17 protein-coding genes are annotated in these 15,820 nt (G+C 71.1%); 10 read left to right on the top strand and 7 right to left on the bottom strand.

Annotated features, from left to right (window positions below; all coding sequences use genetic code 11):
• Positions 1 to 4: 4 nt before the first annotated feature.
• Positions 5 to 586: a c-type cytochrome, methanol metabolism-related gene (locus AC3IF1_RS00415; protein WP_489214995.1), complete on the bottom strand. Its 582-nt coding sequence runs from the start codon at positions 584 to 586 to the stop codon at positions 5 to 7.
• A 251-nt stretch (positions 587 to 837) separates the two neighbouring features.
• On the opposite strand from AC3IF1_RS00415, the gene AC3IF1_RS00410 reads away from it, so the two are divergent.
• Positions 838 to 1,518, top strand: coding sequence for a transglutaminase-like cysteine peptidase (locus tag AC3IF1_RS00410; protein ID WP_489214993.1), 681 nt, complete (start codon positions 838 to 840; stop codon positions 1,516 to 1,518).
• A gap of 161 nt (positions 1,519 to 1,679) precedes the next feature.
• Positions 1,680 to 1,964 (top strand): hypothetical protein, encoded by a 285-nt coding sequence (locus AC3IF1_RS00405; RefSeq protein WP_489220291.1) that lies wholly within the window; start codon positions 1,680 to 1,682, stop codon positions 1,962 to 1,964.
• 176 nt (positions 1,965 to 2,140) lie between these two features.
• Here the strand turns inward: AC3IF1_RS00405 and AC3IF1_RS00400 are convergent, their stop codons facing one another.
• Together AC3IF1_RS00400 and AC3IF1_RS00395 are read right to left on the bottom strand one after the other, a co-directional pair.
• A complete protein-coding gene (locus tag AC3IF1_RS00400) occupies positions 2,141 to 2,584 on the bottom strand; it encodes a hypothetical protein (protein WP_489214991.1) in 444 nt (147 codons plus the stop codon).
• A gap of 182 nt (positions 2,585 to 2,766) precedes the next feature.
• Positions 2,767 to 3,237 (bottom strand): arsenate-mycothiol transferase ArsC, encoded by a 471-nt coding sequence (locus tag AC3IF1_RS00395; RefSeq protein WP_243971688.1) that lies wholly within the window; start codon positions 3,235 to 3,237, stop codon positions 2,767 to 2,769.
• Between AC3IF1_RS00395 and AC3IF1_RS00390 the strand changes: the two genes are divergently transcribed.
• Positions 3,212 to 3,295 carry a hypothetical protein gene (locus tag AC3IF1_RS00390; protein WP_409564864.1) on the top strand — a complete coding sequence of 28 codons (84 nt, stop codon included), beginning with the start codon at positions 3,212 to 3,214 and terminating at the stop codon, positions 3,293 to 3,295. The genes AC3IF1_RS00395 and AC3IF1_RS00390 overlap by 26 nt on opposite strands.
• Here the strand turns inward: AC3IF1_RS00390 and AC3IF1_RS00385 are convergent.
• Genes AC3IF1_RS00385 through AC3IF1_RS00375 form a run of 3 tightly spaced genes read right to left on the bottom strand, consistent with a single transcriptional unit; the run spans position 3,261 to position 5,548 of the window.
• Entirely contained in the window at positions 3,261 to 3,743 is a 483-nt protein-coding gene (locus AC3IF1_RS00385; protein ID WP_243971686.1) for a UPF0262 family protein, read from the bottom strand. The genes AC3IF1_RS00390 and AC3IF1_RS00385 overlap by 35 nt on opposite strands.
• A 10-nt stretch (positions 3,744 to 3,753) precedes the next feature.
• Entirely contained in the window at positions 3,754 to 5,049 is a 1,296-nt protein-coding gene (gene hisD / locus AC3IF1_RS00380) for a histidinol dehydrogenase (RefSeq protein ID WP_489214988.1), read from the bottom strand.
• A gap of 19 nt (positions 5,050 to 5,068) precedes the next feature.
• Positions 5,069 to 5,548, bottom strand: coding sequence for a DUF2948 family protein (locus tag AC3IF1_RS00375; protein ID WP_243971682.1), 480 nt, complete (start codon positions 5,546 to 5,548; stop codon positions 5,069 to 5,071).
• Positions 5,549 to 5,760: 212 nt separating this feature from the next.
• Between AC3IF1_RS00375 and AC3IF1_RS00370 the strand changes: the two genes are divergently transcribed.
• Positions 5,761 to 6,171: a hypothetical protein gene (locus AC3IF1_RS00370; RefSeq protein ID WP_489214986.1), complete on the top strand. Its 411-nt coding sequence runs from the start codon at positions 5,761 to 5,763 to the stop codon at positions 6,169 to 6,171.
• Between the two features lie 591 nt (positions 6,172 to 6,762).
• Here AC3IF1_RS00370 and AC3IF1_RS00365 read toward each other — a convergent pair.
• Positions 6,763 to 8,004 (bottom strand): transglycosylase SLT domain-containing protein, encoded by a 1,242-nt coding sequence (locus AC3IF1_RS00365; protein ID WP_489214984.1) that lies wholly within the window; start codon positions 8,002 to 8,004, stop codon positions 6,763 to 6,765.
• A gap of 336 nt (positions 8,005 to 8,340) precedes the next feature.
• Here AC3IF1_RS00365 and AC3IF1_RS00360 point away from each other — a divergent pair, with 336 nt between their 5' ends.
• The 6 genes from AC3IF1_RS00360 (at position 8,341) to AC3IF1_RS00335 (ending at position 15,720) form a co-directional block, all read left to right on the top strand.
• Complete coding sequence (locus AC3IF1_RS00360; protein WP_243971677.1) at positions 8,341 to 9,531, top strand: inositol-3-phosphate synthase; 1,191 nt, start codon at positions 8,341 to 8,343, stop codon at positions 9,529 to 9,531.
• 147 nt (positions 9,532 to 9,678) lie between these two features.
• Entirely contained in the window at positions 9,679 to 10,608 is a 930-nt protein-coding gene (locus AC3IF1_RS00355; RefSeq protein WP_489214981.1) for an HD domain-containing protein, read from the top strand.
• A gap of 44 nt (positions 10,609 to 10,652) precedes the next feature.
• Positions 10,653 to 12,035 (top strand): class I SAM-dependent methyltransferase, encoded by a 1,383-nt coding sequence (locus tag AC3IF1_RS00350; protein WP_489214979.1) that lies wholly within the window; start codon positions 10,653 to 10,655, stop codon positions 12,033 to 12,035.
• Positions 12,035 to 13,030 (top strand): Gfo/Idh/MocA family protein, encoded by a 996-nt coding sequence (locus AC3IF1_RS00345; protein ID WP_489214977.1) that lies wholly within the window; start codon positions 12,035 to 12,037, stop codon positions 13,028 to 13,030. Before AC3IF1_RS00350 ends, AC3IF1_RS00345 begins: the two co-directional genes overlap by 1 nt.
• Positions 13,031 to 13,249: 219 nt before the next feature.
• On the top strand, positions 13,250 to 14,851 hold the full coding sequence (locus AC3IF1_RS00340; RefSeq protein ID WP_489214975.1) for a YcaO-like family protein: 1,602 nt from the start codon (positions 13,250 to 13,252) through the stop codon (positions 14,849 to 14,851).
• Positions 14,848 to 15,720 (top strand): sugar phosphate isomerase/epimerase family protein, encoded by an 873-nt coding sequence (locus AC3IF1_RS00335; protein WP_489214974.1) that lies wholly within the window; start codon positions 14,848 to 14,850, stop codon positions 15,718 to 15,720. The genes AC3IF1_RS00340 and AC3IF1_RS00335 overlap by 4 nt, the downstream gene beginning before the upstream one ends.
• Positions 15,721 to 15,820 lie beyond the last annotated feature (100 nt).

Here is a 15,820-nt window from a genome sequence, read left to right as displayed (position 1 = left end):
GGCCTCACTTCATGCACGCATCCTCGGCCTTCTCGAAGGCCGCGGGCTTGGGCTCGTGCTCGGAGGGGCGGTTGCGGCCCAGCGCACCATCCGCGCGGGCGCGCAGGTAGGTGTAGATGTCGGGCATGTAGCACATGACGTTCCGGTTATCCCCGAAGGCCGGCATGACCAGTTCCTGGGCGGCGTTCACGTCCTTCTTGCCGCCGACGATGATGCCGGCGAAATGCGCGTAGTCCATGCCCTTCAGGGCGTCGACCAGCGAGGGCGCGTAGGTCGAACCCATGCCGTCCGGTCCGTGGCATACGATGCAGTTCGCGCTGTACCGGAGGTAGCCGGACATCGTGTACCAATCGACCTTCTTGCCGTTGTCGGTGACGTGATAGGTCGGATCGCCGTTCTTGTCCGTGTATTGGCCGTCCTGCACCTTGGCGGGCTGCGTCGGCCCGTCGCTCTTCAGGTCGGACGAACTCGCGGGGGTATCCGGTGCGGCGGCGGGAGGGGCCGCCGCGGCCGGAACCGTCCAGAGGGCCATGGCCGCAAACCCGGCCACGATGGTCCCGGCAACCCCGTTCGATGCGTACCCCATGGGCATTCCTCCTGCCGCCCACTTGCATCCTCGCGGTGGCACGGTCGGGGGACAACGGCGATCGGCCGCGCCGGGCGCAGGGTCCCGCCTTCACGATTTCGCGCTGCCGCCCGGGCCGCCCCCGGGCCCGGCGCTGTGGCGGTCTTATCCGCGTTGCGCACAGCGTTAACCTTTTGTTAATCGGCGCATTGCCGCCGGGCCTCCGGCGTGAGAGCTTTCGTTAACGAGAGCTTAACGGTTGAGTCCCGGCGATGCGGTTCGCGGTTTCCAAGGTGCAGGGACTGGTTTCCCGCTCTGCATCCCGTCGGCTCTCCCGCGGCTGCCGCGCGGCGTTCGTCCTGGTCCTGGCGTCTCTCGGCCTGGGCGGCCTCGCGGCCGAAGCCCAGACCCTGGCGAGCCTTCCGGCGGAGGCGGGCGCGCGAATCCAGGGGGAGGCGAAGCCGATCGCGGCGTGGGTGACGTTCTGCCAGAGCTACGGGGCGGAGTGCGCGGTGGACCGGAGCGAGCCGGCGCGGATCAGCCTGACGGCGTCGACCTGGGCGACGATCGTGTCGGTGAACCGGCGGGTCAACAAGGCGGTCGAGCCGATGACCGACCAGGATCACCTGCACGTGGCCGACCGCTGGGACCTGGCCGAGGACGGCATCGGCGACTGCGAGGATTTCCAGCTGCTCAAGCGCCACCTGCTGGCCGAGGCCGGCCTGCCGCGCCGGGCGATGCGCATGACCGTGGTGATCGACGAGAAGGGCGAGGGCCACGCCGTGCTCACGCTGATCACCGACCGGGGCGACCTCGTGCTCGACAACAAGACCAGCGCGATCCTGCCCTGGCACAAGACCGGCTACGTGTTCATCAAGCGCGAGAGCCAGGACGCCGTCGCCTGGGTCTCCCTCGGCGGCGTCACCTCCCCGGTCACGACCGCAAACCGCTGAGCGGGGCAGGGCGGCCGATGGGGCGCCGGTCCGGCGGGGGATCGGGGGAGGGCGGTTAACCGGGTGCTAACCCGCTCCGCGCCACCCTGTCCCGGGACGGACGGAGTGCCCGATCGATGCCGCCAGCCCGCCATATCTTGCCGGTGCCCATTGCCGTGGCCATGCTCGTCCTCGGCCTGTCCTGCACGGCCGGGGCGGCCGGCGAGACCGCGACGCGGCACACGATCTGGCGCGACTGCCTCGCCCGCAATTTTCGGATTCACGCGGCGCTGACCGCACGGGATCGGGCCGCCGACGCCGCCTTCCGCGCGTGCCGGACTCCCGAGAGCGCCTATCTCGACGCCCTGGCGGGCTCCCCGCTCCTCGACGACGAGGACGTGACCCACGCCCGTCCGTTGCTGGCCGGCCGCCTCCGCGCACGGTTGATCGGCGGCGGTTCCGGCTGAGGCCGGAGCGGCGCCCGAACGGCGATCCGGGTTTCGAACGGATGCGCTACGGCGCTCGCCGCCGCGCCGGACGCCGGTTCGCCTCGCCCGAGGGTGACCGGGGCCGCGCGCAGAACGCCCGCCGCCTCGTCGCGCGCATCAGCCCGGACCGGGGATCGGCGCGACGCGCCCCATCCTCAAACCCCGCAGGCGCAGCAGCTCCTGACGTTGGCGATCCGCTGCTCGGGCGCGCCGTAGCTGAAATTCTTCGCGCCGTACGCTCTCCAGTAGGTGATCCACTGCCGGACATAGTACGGGCCGTTCGGGGCCGTCGCCAGACGATGCGCGGCCCAACAATCGGCCAGCTTCTTGGAACTGGTATGGATCGCCAGGATCGCGTAGGCGTGAACAAGATCGAAATGACTCGCATCCGCCACCTGAGAATCGACAATCCTGGCGCGTACCGGACAGTAGAAGATCCCGTCCGACTTCGCCGTGGCGACCTCGTCCCGCGTTACGGAACAGTTGTTCGTGACCGGGACATCGAGTAGCCCGCCGACCGGACTCCATTGTGAGTCGGCGGAGCAGATTAAGAATGTGTATAGAATAAAAATTGCGCTGCAATAACGGACGATCGTCATGACGGGCTACCGAATCATTCTTTGCGAACGGTTTGTAGCAGGAATTTGCATCGTGGGCTTGCCGACCGGATGCCCACACGTTGTGGGACCGGCAGGGTGCGTCCACCATCATGCGCGGTGACTCCGCAGGCTGCGACCGCGGCCGGGCATCCCAGCCCGAGGCGTGACGCGGCCCGGCGCGGCTACCCCTTGAGCCTGGCCTTGATCCGTCGGGTCAGCCCGTCGCGGACATCGCGATAGGCGTCCAGGCGCTGCTCCCGGGAGGCGTCCTGCAGCAGCGTCGGGTCCGGGGTCGGCCAGTATTCCACGTCGGCCGCGAGCGTGTGCGTCAGGGCGAGGGCCCGGTGGTGGGCCTCCGGCGCGAGGGTGATGATCAGGTCGAAGTTCAGCCCCTCCCAGTCCTCCAGTTCCTCGATGGTGCGGGGGCGGTGCCGGCTCGCGTCGATGCCGAGTTCGTCGAGCGCCGCGATCATGAAGGGGTCCGTCGGCTCGCCGGAGCGCACCCCGGCGGACTGTACGTAGGTCGACTTGCCGAAATAGGCGCGCGCGATCGCCTCCGCGGCCACCGAGCGCACGGCGTTGTAGTTGCACATGAACAGGACCGACTGGACCCGCCGCTTCTTGGGAATGGTCTCGGGGACGGGGTCAGCCATCGCGCTCGGGGCCGGACGGCGCCCTAGCCCTTCCAGTGCAGGGCGAAGATCAGGGTGAACAGGCGGCGCGCCGTGTCGTGGTCGAGGTCGACCTTGCCTTCGAGGCGCTGCCGCAGGGTCTCGGACGCCTCGTTGTGCAGGCCCCGCCGTCCCATGTCGATCGCCTCGATCTGCGACGGGGAGGCGGTGCGGATCGCGTTGTAATAGCTCTCGCAGATCATCTCGTAGTCGCGGATTACCCGCCGGAACGGCGTCAGCGACAGGAGGTGCGTCATCACCGGATCGCCCTCCACGGTGCCGATCGCGAAGGACAGCTTGTTCTCCACCAAGCCCAGCGTCAGGACGTAGGGGCCCTCGCGCCCGGGGATGGCGAAGACGTTGTCCTCCAGGATGTCGAACAGGGCGATCGCCCGCTCGTGCTCCTGGTCCGGGTTGCCGCGGGCGATGGACGCCTCGTCCAGGCTCACCTTCGCGAGGCGGTTCGGCCCGCGCTGCTTCTCCGCCATCCCCAAAACCTCACAGGTTCAACCGGATCGCGACGGAGCGGGCATGCCCCTCCAGGCCCTCGGACCGGCCGAGGGTTATCGCCGCCGGGCCGAGCGCCCGCAAGCTCTCCGGGGTGCAGGCCAGGATCGTGGTCCGCTTCATGAAGTCGAGCACCCCGAGCCCCGAGGAGAACCGCGCCGAGCGGGCGGTGGGCAGGACGTGGTTGGGGCCGCCGACATAGTCGCCGATCGCCTCCGGCGTGTGGGAGCCGAGGAAGATCGCCCCGGCATTGCGGACCTTGGCGGCCAGTGCCTCGGCATCCTGGGTCTCGATCTCCAGGTGCTCGGGGGCGAGGCGGTCGACCAGCGGGACGGCCTCGTCGAAGTCGCGCACCCGGATGACGGCGCCGTAATCGCGCCAGCTCGCCCGGGCGATCTCCCGGCGGGGCAGGGTGGTGAGCGCACGCTCGACCGCCGCCTCCACGGCACCGGCGAGATCGGCGCTGTCGGTGACCAGGATCGCCTGGGCGGCCACGTCGTGCTCGGCCTGGGCCAGGAGGTCCGCGGCGATCCAGTCCGGGTTGGCGTGGCCGTCGGCCAGGATCAGCACCTCGGAGGGGCCGGCGATCATGTCGATGCCGACCTGGCCGAACACCCGGCGCTTGGCCGCCGCCACCCAGGCGTTGCCGGGGCCGACGATCTTGGCGACCGGCGCGATGGTGGCGGTGCCGTAGGCGAGCGCCGCGACCGCCTGGGCGCCGCCGACCCGGTAGACCTCGTGGACGCCGGCGAGCCGCGCGGCGGCGAGCACCAGCGGGTTCATCTGCCCATCCGGGGTCGGCACCACCATGACGAGGCGCGGCACCCCGGCGACCCGGGCCGGGAGCGCGTTCATCAGCACCGAGGAGGGGTAGCTCGCCGTCCCGCCCGGCACGTAGAGGCCGACCGATTCCAGCGCCGTCCAGCGCCAGCCGGCCGTCACCCCGAGGGCGTCGGTGGCGCGGTGATCCGTCGGCCGCTGGGCGCGGTGGAAGCCCTCGATCCGCTCGGCGGCCAGGCGCAGGGCCTCCAGGGCGTCGCGCGGGCAGGCCTCGACCGCCGCGGCGATCTCCGCCTCGGTGACCCGGAGGGTCCCGGCGGAAAACGCCGCCCCGAGCCGGTCGAACCGCCGCGAGAAGTCCACCAGGGCGTCGTCGCCCCGGGCGACCACGTCGGCGATGATGCCGCGCACGGCCTCGTCGACGTCCTCGGAAATTTCCCGCTTGACCGTGAGCAGCCGCGCGAAATCGGCGGCGAAATGCGGATCTGTGCTGTCGAGCCGGACCATCGGAAGCCTCTGTCTCCTCTCAGGCCGCCGGGCCGGGGGCCGGGTTGGCCCTGTCGATGCTGGTCCTGTCGAGATCGATCCGGTCGACGTCGTGGCCGGGGCGCGTGGCCGCCTCCCAGACCGGACCGAGATCCTTCATCCGGACCTCGATGCATTCGACCTCCAGCCGGACCGCCGCGCCCCCGGAGAAGACGAGATCGACGTGGCCGGAGGGCGCGTCGGTGGCTGCGAAGGTCAGGGCCAGCAGGCTCATGGGCATCGCGTCGTCCCGCACGAGCCCGCGCGTCCTCACGGCGCGGACGCGCTCGACATGCAGGCCGGTGAGGCGCCGCCGGGGCGGGACGTCGGGCGTCCAGTCGAAGCGTCGCGCGACCATCAGGAACCGCTGCTCGTCGCCGAGGTAGGTCAGATCCTCCGGCCGCAGGATCGCGTCCTGGAGATGCGCGGAGATCACGGTCAGGTCCTCGGCGTCGAGGGCGGCGAGCCTGAGCAGCTCCATGAAGCGGTCCTCGGGTGACTCTGGGCCGGGCGGGATGGGCTGGACGGGATGGCGGCGGGTCGGCGCACGGCAGAGCGTAGGTAGCGGCCCGATCCCGTTCGGGCAACGGCCGCGCCCGCGATCGCGATCCCCCTGCGTTTTCGCCGCGGCACAGGTTCAGGCCAGCCCGAACGCGCAGGATCGCGCGTCCGAGGATTCGAGGCAGGACCGGGATGGGACAGTGGATCACGCATGCGACCGTGGCGGTCTGGGCGATCTTCACCCTGGGCGCGCCGCTCGCCGGTCCCGCAGCGGCGCAGGTCGGACCGGATCCGAAGGTGTACATCTACGGACAGCCCGGACCGGCCCGCTACGAATACGCCCCGTCCAGGCCCGTGCCCCGCCCGCCGCCGCCAGCGGGCGACGACGACTGGGACTGGTCGCGGCGTCCCCCGCCGCCGCCCTACGACGGGTATGAGCGCCCCCGGGATCGGGGCCGCGAATCCTTCGACCGGCGCCGGTGGGACGACAGCGTCTGCGTCACGTCCCGCGGGACCTGCCCGACACCGCCCGCGCCGCCCGACGCGTCCTGCGGCTGCGAGATACCGGGCTTCGGGTACAAGCGCGGCCGGATCGGCGATTGAACGGGGGGCGGCGGTCTCCGTTTTCGTGCGGGCGATGCGGTTCGCACATCGGGTTTTGGATCGTTCCGGATGGACTTCAGGCCCGCCCTAGAGATGACACGCGCCCTCCGTCCCCCTCTGCGGGGGAGGGTGCCCCCGGAGGGGGCGGGAGAGGGGAGCGACGGTGCAGAAGGAAGCGTAAGCCTTCATGAGGGCCGCGCCGTCTTCTGAAACCGGGTCCCCTCCTGCGGGACTACGTCCCGACCCGACCCCTGCTGACGCAGGGGCCACCCGGCCCCGCAGGGGAGGGAGGGAGACGCGACTGTGTCCGGCCGCCGCCCGCTTTCGTCGAAGATGTGGGCATCCGGTAGCCCGCAGAGGGGGCAGGGCGGGCGCGTGGCAGCGCTGGAGCGAGCCTTCGTTCAAGCCGAGGACGATCCGGAGCGGGATGCGTGACTCACGTAGCCCGTACGGTAGAGGGGGCGCGGCGTGCCTTGTCCGGGCGGCCCGTGAACACCGTCACCCCACGTGGCGGGGGAGCCATCGCGCTCAGCCGCCGGCGTCGAGCCTCAAGTCCGGAGCACCCAGGAGCGAGACCGGACCCGGCGCCGCTCACACGCCGTCCGGCGGCAGCGCCTCCGTCACCTCGACGCGGCGGGGGCCGGCATCCGGGGCCGTATCCTCCGTGGCGGTCTCGGTCGGGGCCGGCGCCTTGTCGAGCGCCACCGCCACCGCGGCCACGCCCTGATAGCGATTGAGCCGCCGGTCGATCATGCCGTCGATCCGGCCGTGCAATTCGGCGACCGTCAGGCTGCGGCGCCTGCCGCCGGCCTTCTCGGTGAACAGGCCGCGATTGGCCCGGGCGGCGCTGCGAAACTCCCGACCCGCGACCTCGTCGGGCTTCTCGGAGGACAGCGACAGGAAACGCCCGGCGCTGGCGGTGCCGAGGAAGTGGGCGAGGTAGAGTTCCGTGGTGGTCAGCGCGCGGCCGAGCCGGGCCTCGATCCGCTCCCGGTCTCGCTTGATCAGTTCGGCGGCCATCAGCGCCGCGATCCGCGGGTCGTTGCGCAGGCCGAGCACCCGGGCGCGCATGGCGCCGGCCACGGTGATCGCATTGCCCCGGCCCTTCACGGCGGCGGCCTCGTCGGCGAGCCCGTAGCGGGCGCCGTAATCGCGGATCATCTCCAGCCAGGTCCGGGCGACGAACTGGAACAGTCCCTGGGCCGAGGAGGTCGCGGCCTTCGCGTCCGTGTCGAAGCTCGATTCCTTATCGGCCAGCGCCATCATGTAGACGGGGTCGACGCCGGCCTCGTCGGAGGCCTTCACGATCGTGTCGACCACCTTGCGCGGCACGGTGCGCTCGCCGAACCGGACCGCGTCCGCGCCCTGATCCTGCGTCATCCGCGGCAGGGCGGCGAGGTCGTCCTGGATCAGCGCCGTCGTGGCGGGCTCCTGCTCCGGCACGGGCAGGCCGTTCCAGTCGGTCGGGGCCTCGGTCGAGGCGTCCTGCGGCACGTCCTGGTCGAGGCTCGACCGCAACGGAAAATCGGGCGCCGGAGCCTCGGCGGCGAGGGCCCGGGCCGCGTGGGGGCTGGTATCGACCCGATCGTGGGCCTGCGCGGAGGGCGCGAAATAGGCCGGCGCGAAGGCCGCCTGCGGCAATCCGAAACCGGCGACGAGACCCAGGGCCAGCGTTCCGGTAATCTGGCGGAGCCGCGCTCGGCCCGAGCGGCGCCCCGTCCCGCGGCCGTCCCGCGGCAGCCATGCCACCGCGTCATCCTCGAAACGGCTCGCGTTCGGCACGAGTCGGCTCACGTCGTCGGCGCAACGCGCCGGCTCCGGGAAAACCCCCATCACTGGTCCTCTTCAGATCTGTCCCTGCGTCGGCCCGGCATCTGGCGGCCGGGCTCCGTGAAGCGGCGGCCCTATCGGCGCCGGCCGTGACCAGAATGGGACGGCCCGGTGATCCAAGCGTGGCACGGTCAACGAAGGGTTAACCGTGGCCGTTAAGGCCGCGCCGGCGCCGCGATCCGGACACGTCTCGCTCTCTGGAGGCGCAAAGTTGTCGCATTCGGCTTGGAACGCCGCACGCCGGAGCCAGTTAGGTACGGCCCCGGGGGGGTCGACCTTTCCGTCCCAAGACGCTTCCCCAAGACGCTTCGCGCGTCCCCAGAAGGACACTATTTTCCGATGAGCATGCAGTCCGGTCGCCGCGTCGGTGTCGCCTTCGTTGGCATGGGGGGCGCCGTCGCCACCACCGCCATCGCCGGCATCGAGATGATTAAATCCGGCTCGAACCGGCTCGACGGGCTGCCGCTCGCCGGCCTCTCCGTGGCGGGCATGGCCGATTACAAGGACCTGGTCTTCGGCGGCTGGGACCTGAACGGCGACGACCTCGCGTCCGCGGCGAGCGGCCACGGCGTGCTCTCGAAGGACGACATCGAGGACGGCGCCACGGCGCTGAAGGGCATCACCCCCTGGCCGGCCGTGGGCAGCGCCAAGTTCTGCAAGAACATCGACGGCCAGAACCGCATCGTCGCCCGGGACCACCGCGAGGCGGTCTCGGTCATCGCCAACGACCTGCGCCGGTTCCAGAAGGAGAGCAACCTCGACGACGTCGTGGTGGTGAACCTCGCCTCTACGGAACGCTGGCCCGATCTGAACGACCCGACCCTGAACTCCACGGCGGCCTTCGAGAAGGGCCTGGATTCGAGCGACGAGGCGATCTCGCCGGCGATGCTCTACGCCTACGCGGCGATCAAGAGCGGCATCCCTTACGCGAACTTCACGCCGAGCGTCGCCGCCGACGTGCCGGCGCTCCTCGATCTCGCCAAGGAGCTGAACGTCCCGGTCGCCGGCAAGGACGGCAAGACCGGACAGACCATGATGAAGACCGTGCTCGCCCCCGCCTTCAAGGCGCGCGCGCTGCATGTCGACGGCTGGTTCTCGACCAACATCCTCGGCAACCGCGACGGCCTCGCCCTGAACGACCCGAACTCGCTGCAGTCGAAGCTCAACACCAAGGGCACGGTGCTCGATTCGATCCTCGGCTACCCGGTCGAGGACCACCTCGTGCACATCCACTATTACCGCCCGCGCGGCGACGACAAGGAGGCCTGGGACAACATCGACGTCACCGGTTTCATGGGCCAGCGCATGCAGATCAAGGTCAACTTCCTCTGCAAGGACTCGATTCTGGCCGCGCCCCTGGTCATCGAGATCGCCCGGGTGCTCGACCTCGCCAACAAGCGCGGCGACGGTGGCGTGCAGGAGCAGCTCTCGACCTTCTTCAAGGCCCCGATGGTCAAGAACGGCCACGGGCCGGAGCACGCCTTCGGCAAGCAGGAGCAGATGCTGCGCGACTGGCTGGGCGTGCACTGAACGGGCGCTGATGCGCCACCGCGCACTCCCCTCCCCGCAAGGGGAGGGGACCCGCGCTTCCACCTTCGAAAAGTGATGGTCCGGAGGGGCCTGCGCGGAATTCGGTGAACGCCCGCTCGAACCGCCGACCGCTGCCTGAAAGAGCCGATGCCCAGCGAGAACCAAGGATCCGCTACCGGCGCCGCAGCGCCGGAGGCGTTGTGTGACCTTCTGGTCGAGATGAACGACCTCAAGCGCGTTCGCTCGGCGGGCCGCGACGGATCGATCGCCGAGCGGTTGTTCGCGCAGGGCTGGGGCCTCCTCACCGGCGGCACCCCGCCCGAGGATGTCGCCCTGGACATCACCGCCGTCGCCCTCGCGGCGACCCGCCTCTGCGACCTCGACGCCGCTTTCCTGACCGCGGCCGGACTGTCCGAGGACGCGGCCTCCGCCGTACTGGTCGCGGGCTTCGACGCGGTGACCGGGGATCTCGATCCGGATCTCCGGACCCGGCTGCGCGCCAGGCTGGCGCCGCGCCCGGCAGGCCGGCCCGGTTCGCTGCCCGGTTTCGTCGGCGCCCTGGCGCGGCAGCCGCGGGCGGGCGTGACCTGTCCCGGCCGCGCCCGGATCCTGCTGGAGCCGCCCGAGAACCACGCCGAGCATTGCCTGATCGTGGCGGCCTACGGCGTCTGCCTCAGCCCGTTCTACCGGGCGGATCCGACGACCGTGTTCCTGGCCGCGATGGCGCACCATTTCCACAACGCCGCGATGCCGGATGCCGGCTTCACCGGCGAGATGCTGCTCGGCGACCATCTCGGGCCAATCATGGCGACCACGACCGCCTGGGCGCTCGCCGAACTCGCCGAGCCCCTGCGGGGTCAGGTCGAGCGCGCCCGCGCCGTGCTCCCGGACGACGCCACCGCGGAGGGTCGCGCCTTCCATGCGGCCGATTGCGTCGACCGCGTGCTCCAGATCGCCCAGCACCTGCGCGGGGCTTCGACCACGATGGCGATGGTGCTCGACGAGTGGGAACTGGTCCATGCCGGGCCGGTGAAGGGTTTCCACGATCGTGTCCTGCGCGACATGCGCATCCCTTGATCGCAGGACCCCGCCGCCCATCTGCCGGGGCGGTCCCGAAAGCCATGATCCCCTTCGAACTCAGATCGCCGGATACCGGCAACGCGCTGAAGGCCGACGGCCCGCACGCCCTGCGCGATGCGGAGACCGGCGCGCGCTGGCCCGTGATCGACGCCATCCCGTACCTGCGCGTCGGCCGCGAGGCCCTGGTCGAGCGAGTGCTGGGCCATCTCGATGCCGGTGAGGCCGACGAGGCGCTGGCCGCCCTGCTCGCGGACCAGGACGATTGGTGGACCGGGCCCCCGGCCGACCCCGCCGGGATCATTCGGCTGATCAGGGAGCGGCGCACGGCGAGCCTGCGGGACGCCGTGCATCTCCTCGGCTGGGGCCGCGTCGGCGACTATTTCCTGCACCGCTGGAGCGACCCGACCTTCCTGGCCGGCCTGTCGCTGCTGGAGGCGCATTGGAACGATCCGATCTGCGTGTTCGAGTTCGCCTGCGGCATCGGCCATTACCTCCGGGCGCTGCAGAGCCGCGGCTGCAAGGTCGCGGGGGCCGACGTGGTCTTCGCCAAGCTTTGGGTCGCCCGCCACTGGGTGGTGGGCGAGAAGGCCCAGCTCGTCTGCTTCGATGCCGGCTCGCCGCACTGGCCGATCCCCGGGGCGCCGGTGGATCTCGTCGCCTGCAACGATGCCTTCTACTTCCTCGACGATAAGGCGACTCTGCTTGACTGCCTGCGCCAGAATGCCGGCGACGACGGCTGGCTGGCCCTGAGCCACATCCACAACCGCGACTGCCCCGGCTTCTCGGCCGGGCGGGCGGTGACCGCCGAAGAGATCGCCGAACTCTTCCCCGACGCCCTGGTCTACGACGACGCGGAGCTGACCCGGGCGCTGGTCGCGGCGCGGGCACCGTCCCCGCAGGAGCCCGCCGCCCTACGGACCTGCGAGGCCTTCTCGGTGGTGTGCGGTCCCGGCATGCGCCCGGCGCCCCGCGCGCTGGTCGACGGGCTGACCCTGCCGAAGCCCGGGACGGTGCTGCGGCTCAATCCGTTGTACGAGCCGGTCGCGGCGGGTTCCCTCCCTCCCCCCTCTGCGGGGGAGAATGGCCCTCGCGTCAGCGAGGGTCGGGAGAGGAAAGCGACGGTTCAGGAAGAAGCACCGACCTTCGTGACGGCCGCGTTCCTTCCGGACGCCGGGCTCCCCTCTCCCGACCCCCTTCGGGGGCCACCTTCCCCCGCGGAGGGGAAAGGGAGTGATGCGGAGCCGGTAGCCCACTACGCCATCCGCTGGCCCTCGGAGCGCTACGAGGCGGAATACGCCCCCCGCGCCACCTATCCGATGCGTTCCCCCGGCCCCGAGCACCTGACCTTCGACGGCAGCCTCGACAGGCCGCAAACGCAGCGCGTCCGGGTCCGCGAGTTCGTCGACCTGCCGGAGCGGTGGTGATGGATTCGGTCGGCTGGGGCATCGTCGGCTACGGGTGGGTCGCCCGCGACTACATGGAGCCGGGCATCCGGGCCGCCGGGCACCGGCTGGTCGCGGTCTGCGATCCGGACCCGGCGAGCCGAGCTGCGGCGGAAGGTGTGGGGGCCCGGGGCCATGCCGATCTTGCCGGCCTCCTCGCTGAGCCCGAGGTCGAGGCGGTCTACGTGGCGACGCCGAATCACCTCCACCGCGTCGCCGTCGAGGCGCTGGCCGCCGCCGGCAAGGCGATCCTCTGTGAGAAGCCGATGGCTGCGACCCTCGGGGATGCGCAGGCCATCGCGCACGCGGTCGAGGCCAAAACAATCTTCTACGGGACGGCCTTCGACCAGCGGCATCATCCGGCCCACCGGGCGATCCGCGCCCAGGTCGAGGCCGGGCGGCTCGGGACCGTGACGGCCGTGCGGATCGTCTATGCCTGCTGGCTGGGGCGCGACTGGTCCGAGGCCGGCCAGCCGAACTGGCGGATCGATGCCGCCCAGGCCGGCGGTGGCGCGCTGATGGACCTCGCCCCGCACGGACTCGACCTTGTCGATTTCCTGCTCGATGAGCCGATCACCGCCATCGCAGCCCTCACCCAGACCCGCGCCCAGGATTACGCAGTCGATGACGGCGCCCTGCTGATCGGGAGAACCGCGGGCGGTGCGCTGGCGAGCCTGCACGTCGCCTACAATTGCCCCGACGCGCTGCCCCGCCGCCGCCTGGAGGTGGTCGGCACCAGGGGCCTGCTGGTGGCCGAGAACACGATGGGCCAGACCGCCGGCGGATCGCTGATCTTCATCGACGGCGCCAGCGGCCGCGCGGAGCCGCTCGCCTTCGACGCCGGGAGCTCGCCCTTCACCGAACAAGTCCGCGCCTTCGGCTCGGCCCTGCGCCGGCCCGAGGAGCGGGCGGCCTGGTCGGCGGCGCGCGATCTCCACACCATGCGGCTCGTCGCCCGCGCCTACGGGCACGGGTAGCGGACAGGATACGCAATCGCGGAACCAGCCGCAGCATCTCCCACTCACGCCCTCATCCTGAGGTGCCCGCGCAGCGGGCGTCGAAGGAGGCCTCCAGCCGGCCGCGCGATTCCTGGAGCCCTCCTTCGAGGCCTCCGCTGCGCTCCGGCGCCTCAGGATGAGGGGGATGGGTGGGATGGGGCGGTGCGGGCGGCGGTTCGAGGCAAACGGGAACACGACGTGAGCAACGCAGACGCCAACCACGACCAGGACGACCGCGCCCGCCACGAGCGGATCAAGGCGCCGCGCCCCTACCGCTTCGGCGCCAGGCGGTCGATCGAGGGCCTGCCCGAAACCCTGCCGGACCCGGTCAAGGCCTATCTCGATGTGCTGCCCGAGGGGCGCATCGTCGGTTTCCCGCTGGCGCCCCTCGACCGCACCGGCGTGCCGGTCTGGTTCGTGGCCCTGTTCCTCGACGACCCGTTCTTCGTCGGCGCCATGCCGTCGGGCATCGGCTACGGCGCCACCGACGACGAGGCGCTGATCGGCGCGGTCGCCGAGATCGCCGAGAACCTGATGCCCTCGCTCGCCGTGCTGCCGCGGGCCAAGGAACGGGCGAGCTACAACGATCTGGCGCGCGTCTACGGCGCCAAATCCGTCGCCGACCCGCTCACCCTCTGCCTTCCTGCCGGCTCCCCGGTCGGCCGCGATACGGTGCTGGAATGGACGCCGACGGTGCGGCACGCCACCGGCGATATCGTGCTGATGCCGCTCGATATCGCGGCCACCGACTATTTCGAGCTGTCGGAGGGCTACAAACCCTTCACCAACCTGATCACCAACGGCCTCGGCGCCGGGCCGGACGTGCCCTTCGCCCTGGGCCACGGGGTCCTGGAGCTGCTCCAGCGGGACGGCAACGGCCTGCTGTTCCGGGCCCTCGACCAGGGCGTGATGCTCGACCTCGACGGCATCGGCCCGGAGAACACCGCGATGCTGGCCCGGCTGAAGGACCTCGGGATCCGGGCGCTGCCGAAATTTGCCACCGACCAGTTCGGCCTGACCAACCTCTACGTGGTCGGCTACGACGCGGATCCGGCCCGCACCCCGGCGCCGATCGCCCTCTCGGCCTGCGGCGAGGCCTGCGATCCGGACCGGGACCGGGCCCTGCGCAAGGCGCTGCTGGAGTTCCAGGCCGCCCGGGTCCGCAAGACCTTCGGGCACGGCCCCCTCGACATGGCCGCCACCGTGACCCCGCCGGGCTACATCGACGCCTTCATCGAGAAGGCGCTGCCGAGCCTCGACCTCGAGGAGAGCCGCGCCCTTCAGGCGATGCTCGAATGGATCGAGATGCCGGCGGCCGACCTCCGCGGGGTTCTCGCCGACACGGTCTATTCCGAGCGGAGCACCAAGCGTTTTTCGGAATTGCCCTCCACCCCGGCGGCCGACGGCCATGCCCGTGGAAAGATCGCCTGCGACCGCCTGCTCGAAGCCGGGTTCGACGTGCTCTACGTCGATTGCACGCCCCCGGGCGGCGGGGTCGGCGTGGTCAAGGCGATCGTGCCGGGGCTCGAGGTCGAGACCATGAGCTATTACCGGATCGGCGAGCGCAACACGCGCAAGCTCATCGACCGCGACCACCCGCTGATCCGCTTCGGCACCGAGAGCGAGACCCTGCGCCCGGTGCGCCTCACTCCCGAGGCCCTGGAGCGGTTCGGCGGCCAGCCGCTGTTCGACGTGGCCCTGGCCGAGCGGATCGTCGGGCGCCACTATCCGCTCTACCGCGAGCCGGAATCGCACCACGCGCCGTTCCGCCTCGCCCAGCGCCAGGGGAGGGCGGCGTGACGCTTCGCTTCGCCTACAACACCAACGGCGCGGCCAACCACCGCCTCGACGACGCGCTTCACCTGATCAAGGCCGCGGGCTACGACGGCGTGGCCCTGACGCTGGACATCCACCACCTCGACCCGTTCGCCGAGGCCTGGGCCGCGGAGGCAGGCCGGGTCGCGAGCCTGCTGGAGAAGCTGGAACTGGCCTGCGTCATCGAGACCGGCGCCCGCTTCCTCCTCGACCCGGGCGCCAAGCACGAGCCGACGCTGGTCACCGCCGACGCCGCGGGCCGCAGCCGCCGGGTCGGCTTCCTGAAGCGGGCGGTCGAGATCGGCGCCATGCTCTCCGCGGAGGCGGTCTCGTTCTGGGCGGGCGTACCCAAGCCCGGGGTGGACCACGGCGAGGCCCGGCACTGGCTGGTGGAGGGGCTGCATACGGTGGCCGCCTTCGCCACCGAGGCCGGCATCGTGCCGTGCCTGGAGCCCGAGCCCGGCATGCTGATCGAGACGCTCGACGATTTCGCCGCCCTCGACGTGCCGGGGCTGAAGCTCGCCCTCGATACCGGCCATTGCCTCGTCACCGGCGAACGCGAGCCGGCCGCGGCCGTGCGCGAATTCGCCGACCGGATCGGTACCGTGGCGATCGAGGACATGAAGCGCGGCAGCCACATCCACCTGCCCTTCGGCGAGGGCGACATGGACGTTCCGGGGGTGCTGGAGGCGCTGGAGGCGGTCGGCTTCGGCAAGCTGATCTGCGTCGAGCTCTCCCGGGAGAGCCACCGGGCGGACGTGATGATCCCGCAGGCGCTGGACTATCTCCGCGGCTGCCGGCGCGCGGGCCCGGTGCTGACGGGCGCTCAGGAGACCCGGCGGCAATGGCAGTGACGGTGGCATCGTTGCCAGATGAGGGCGATGGCCGGACGCAGGCGCCCTCCCTCCCCCCCCTGCGGGGGAGGGTGGCCCCTGCGTCAGCAGGGGTCGGGAG

It is taken from the genome of Methylobacterium sp. E-012 (assembly GCF_057836545.1).
Note: the sequence above shows the minus strand (reverse complement) of the source record. Positions and strands in the feature narration are given on the sequence as shown.

Coding starts and splice junctions, on each gene's coding strand:
- AC3IF1_RS00375 (WP_243971682.1), bottom strand. CDS start 5,548: ATGGAGCTGCTCAGGCTCGCCGCCCTCGACGCCGAGGACCTGACCGTG.
- AC3IF1_RS00395 (WP_243971688.1), bottom strand. CDS start 3,237: ATGGCTGACCCCGTCCCCGAGACCATTCCCAAGAAGCGGCGGGTCCAG.
- AC3IF1_RS00350 (WP_489214979.1), top strand. CDS start 10,653: ATGATCCCCTTCGAACTCAGATCGCCGGATACCGGCAACGCGCTGAAG.
- AC3IF1_RS00415 (WP_489214995.1), bottom strand. CDS start 586: ATGGGGTACGCATCGAACGGGGTTGCCGGGACCATCGTGGCCGGGTTT.
- AC3IF1_RS00360 (WP_243971677.1), top strand. CDS start 8,341: ATGAGCATGCAGTCCGGTCGCCGCGTCGGTGTCGCCTTCGTTGGCATG.
- AC3IF1_RS00410 (WP_489214993.1), top strand. CDS start 838: ATGCGGTTCGCGGTTTCCAAGGTGCAGGGACTGGTTTCCCGCTCTGCA.
- AC3IF1_RS00405 (WP_489220291.1), top strand. CDS start 1,680: ATGCTCGTCCTCGGCCTGTCCTGCACGGCCGGGGCGGCCGGCGAGACC.
- AC3IF1_RS00355 (WP_489214981.1), top strand. CDS start 9,679: ATGCCCAGCGAGAACCAAGGATCCGCTACCGGCGCCGCAGCGCCGGAG.
- AC3IF1_RS00365 (WP_489214984.1), bottom strand. CDS start 8,004: ATGGGGGTTTTCCCGGAGCCGGCGCGTTGCGCCGACGACGTGAGCCGA.
- AC3IF1_RS00385 (WP_243971686.1), bottom strand. CDS start 3,743: ATGGCGGAGAAGCAGCGCGGGCCGAACCGCCTCGCGAAGGTGAGCCTG.
- AC3IF1_RS00390 (WP_409564864.1), top strand. CDS start 3,212: ATGGTCTCGGGGACGGGGTCAGCCATCGCGCTCGGGGCCGGACGGCGC.
- AC3IF1_RS00400 (WP_489214991.1), bottom strand. CDS start 2,584: ATGACGATCGTCCGTTATTGCAGCGCAATTTTTATTCTATACACATTC.
- AC3IF1_RS00370 (WP_489214986.1), top strand. CDS start 5,761: ATGGGACAGTGGATCACGCATGCGACCGTGGCGGTCTGGGCGATCTTC.
- AC3IF1_RS00345 (WP_489214977.1), top strand. CDS start 12,035: ATGGATTCGGTCGGCTGGGGCATCGTCGGCTACGGGTGGGTCGCCCGC.
- hisD (WP_489214988.1), bottom strand. CDS start 5,049: ATGGTCCGGCTCGACAGCACAGATCCGCATTTCGCCGCCGATTTCGCG.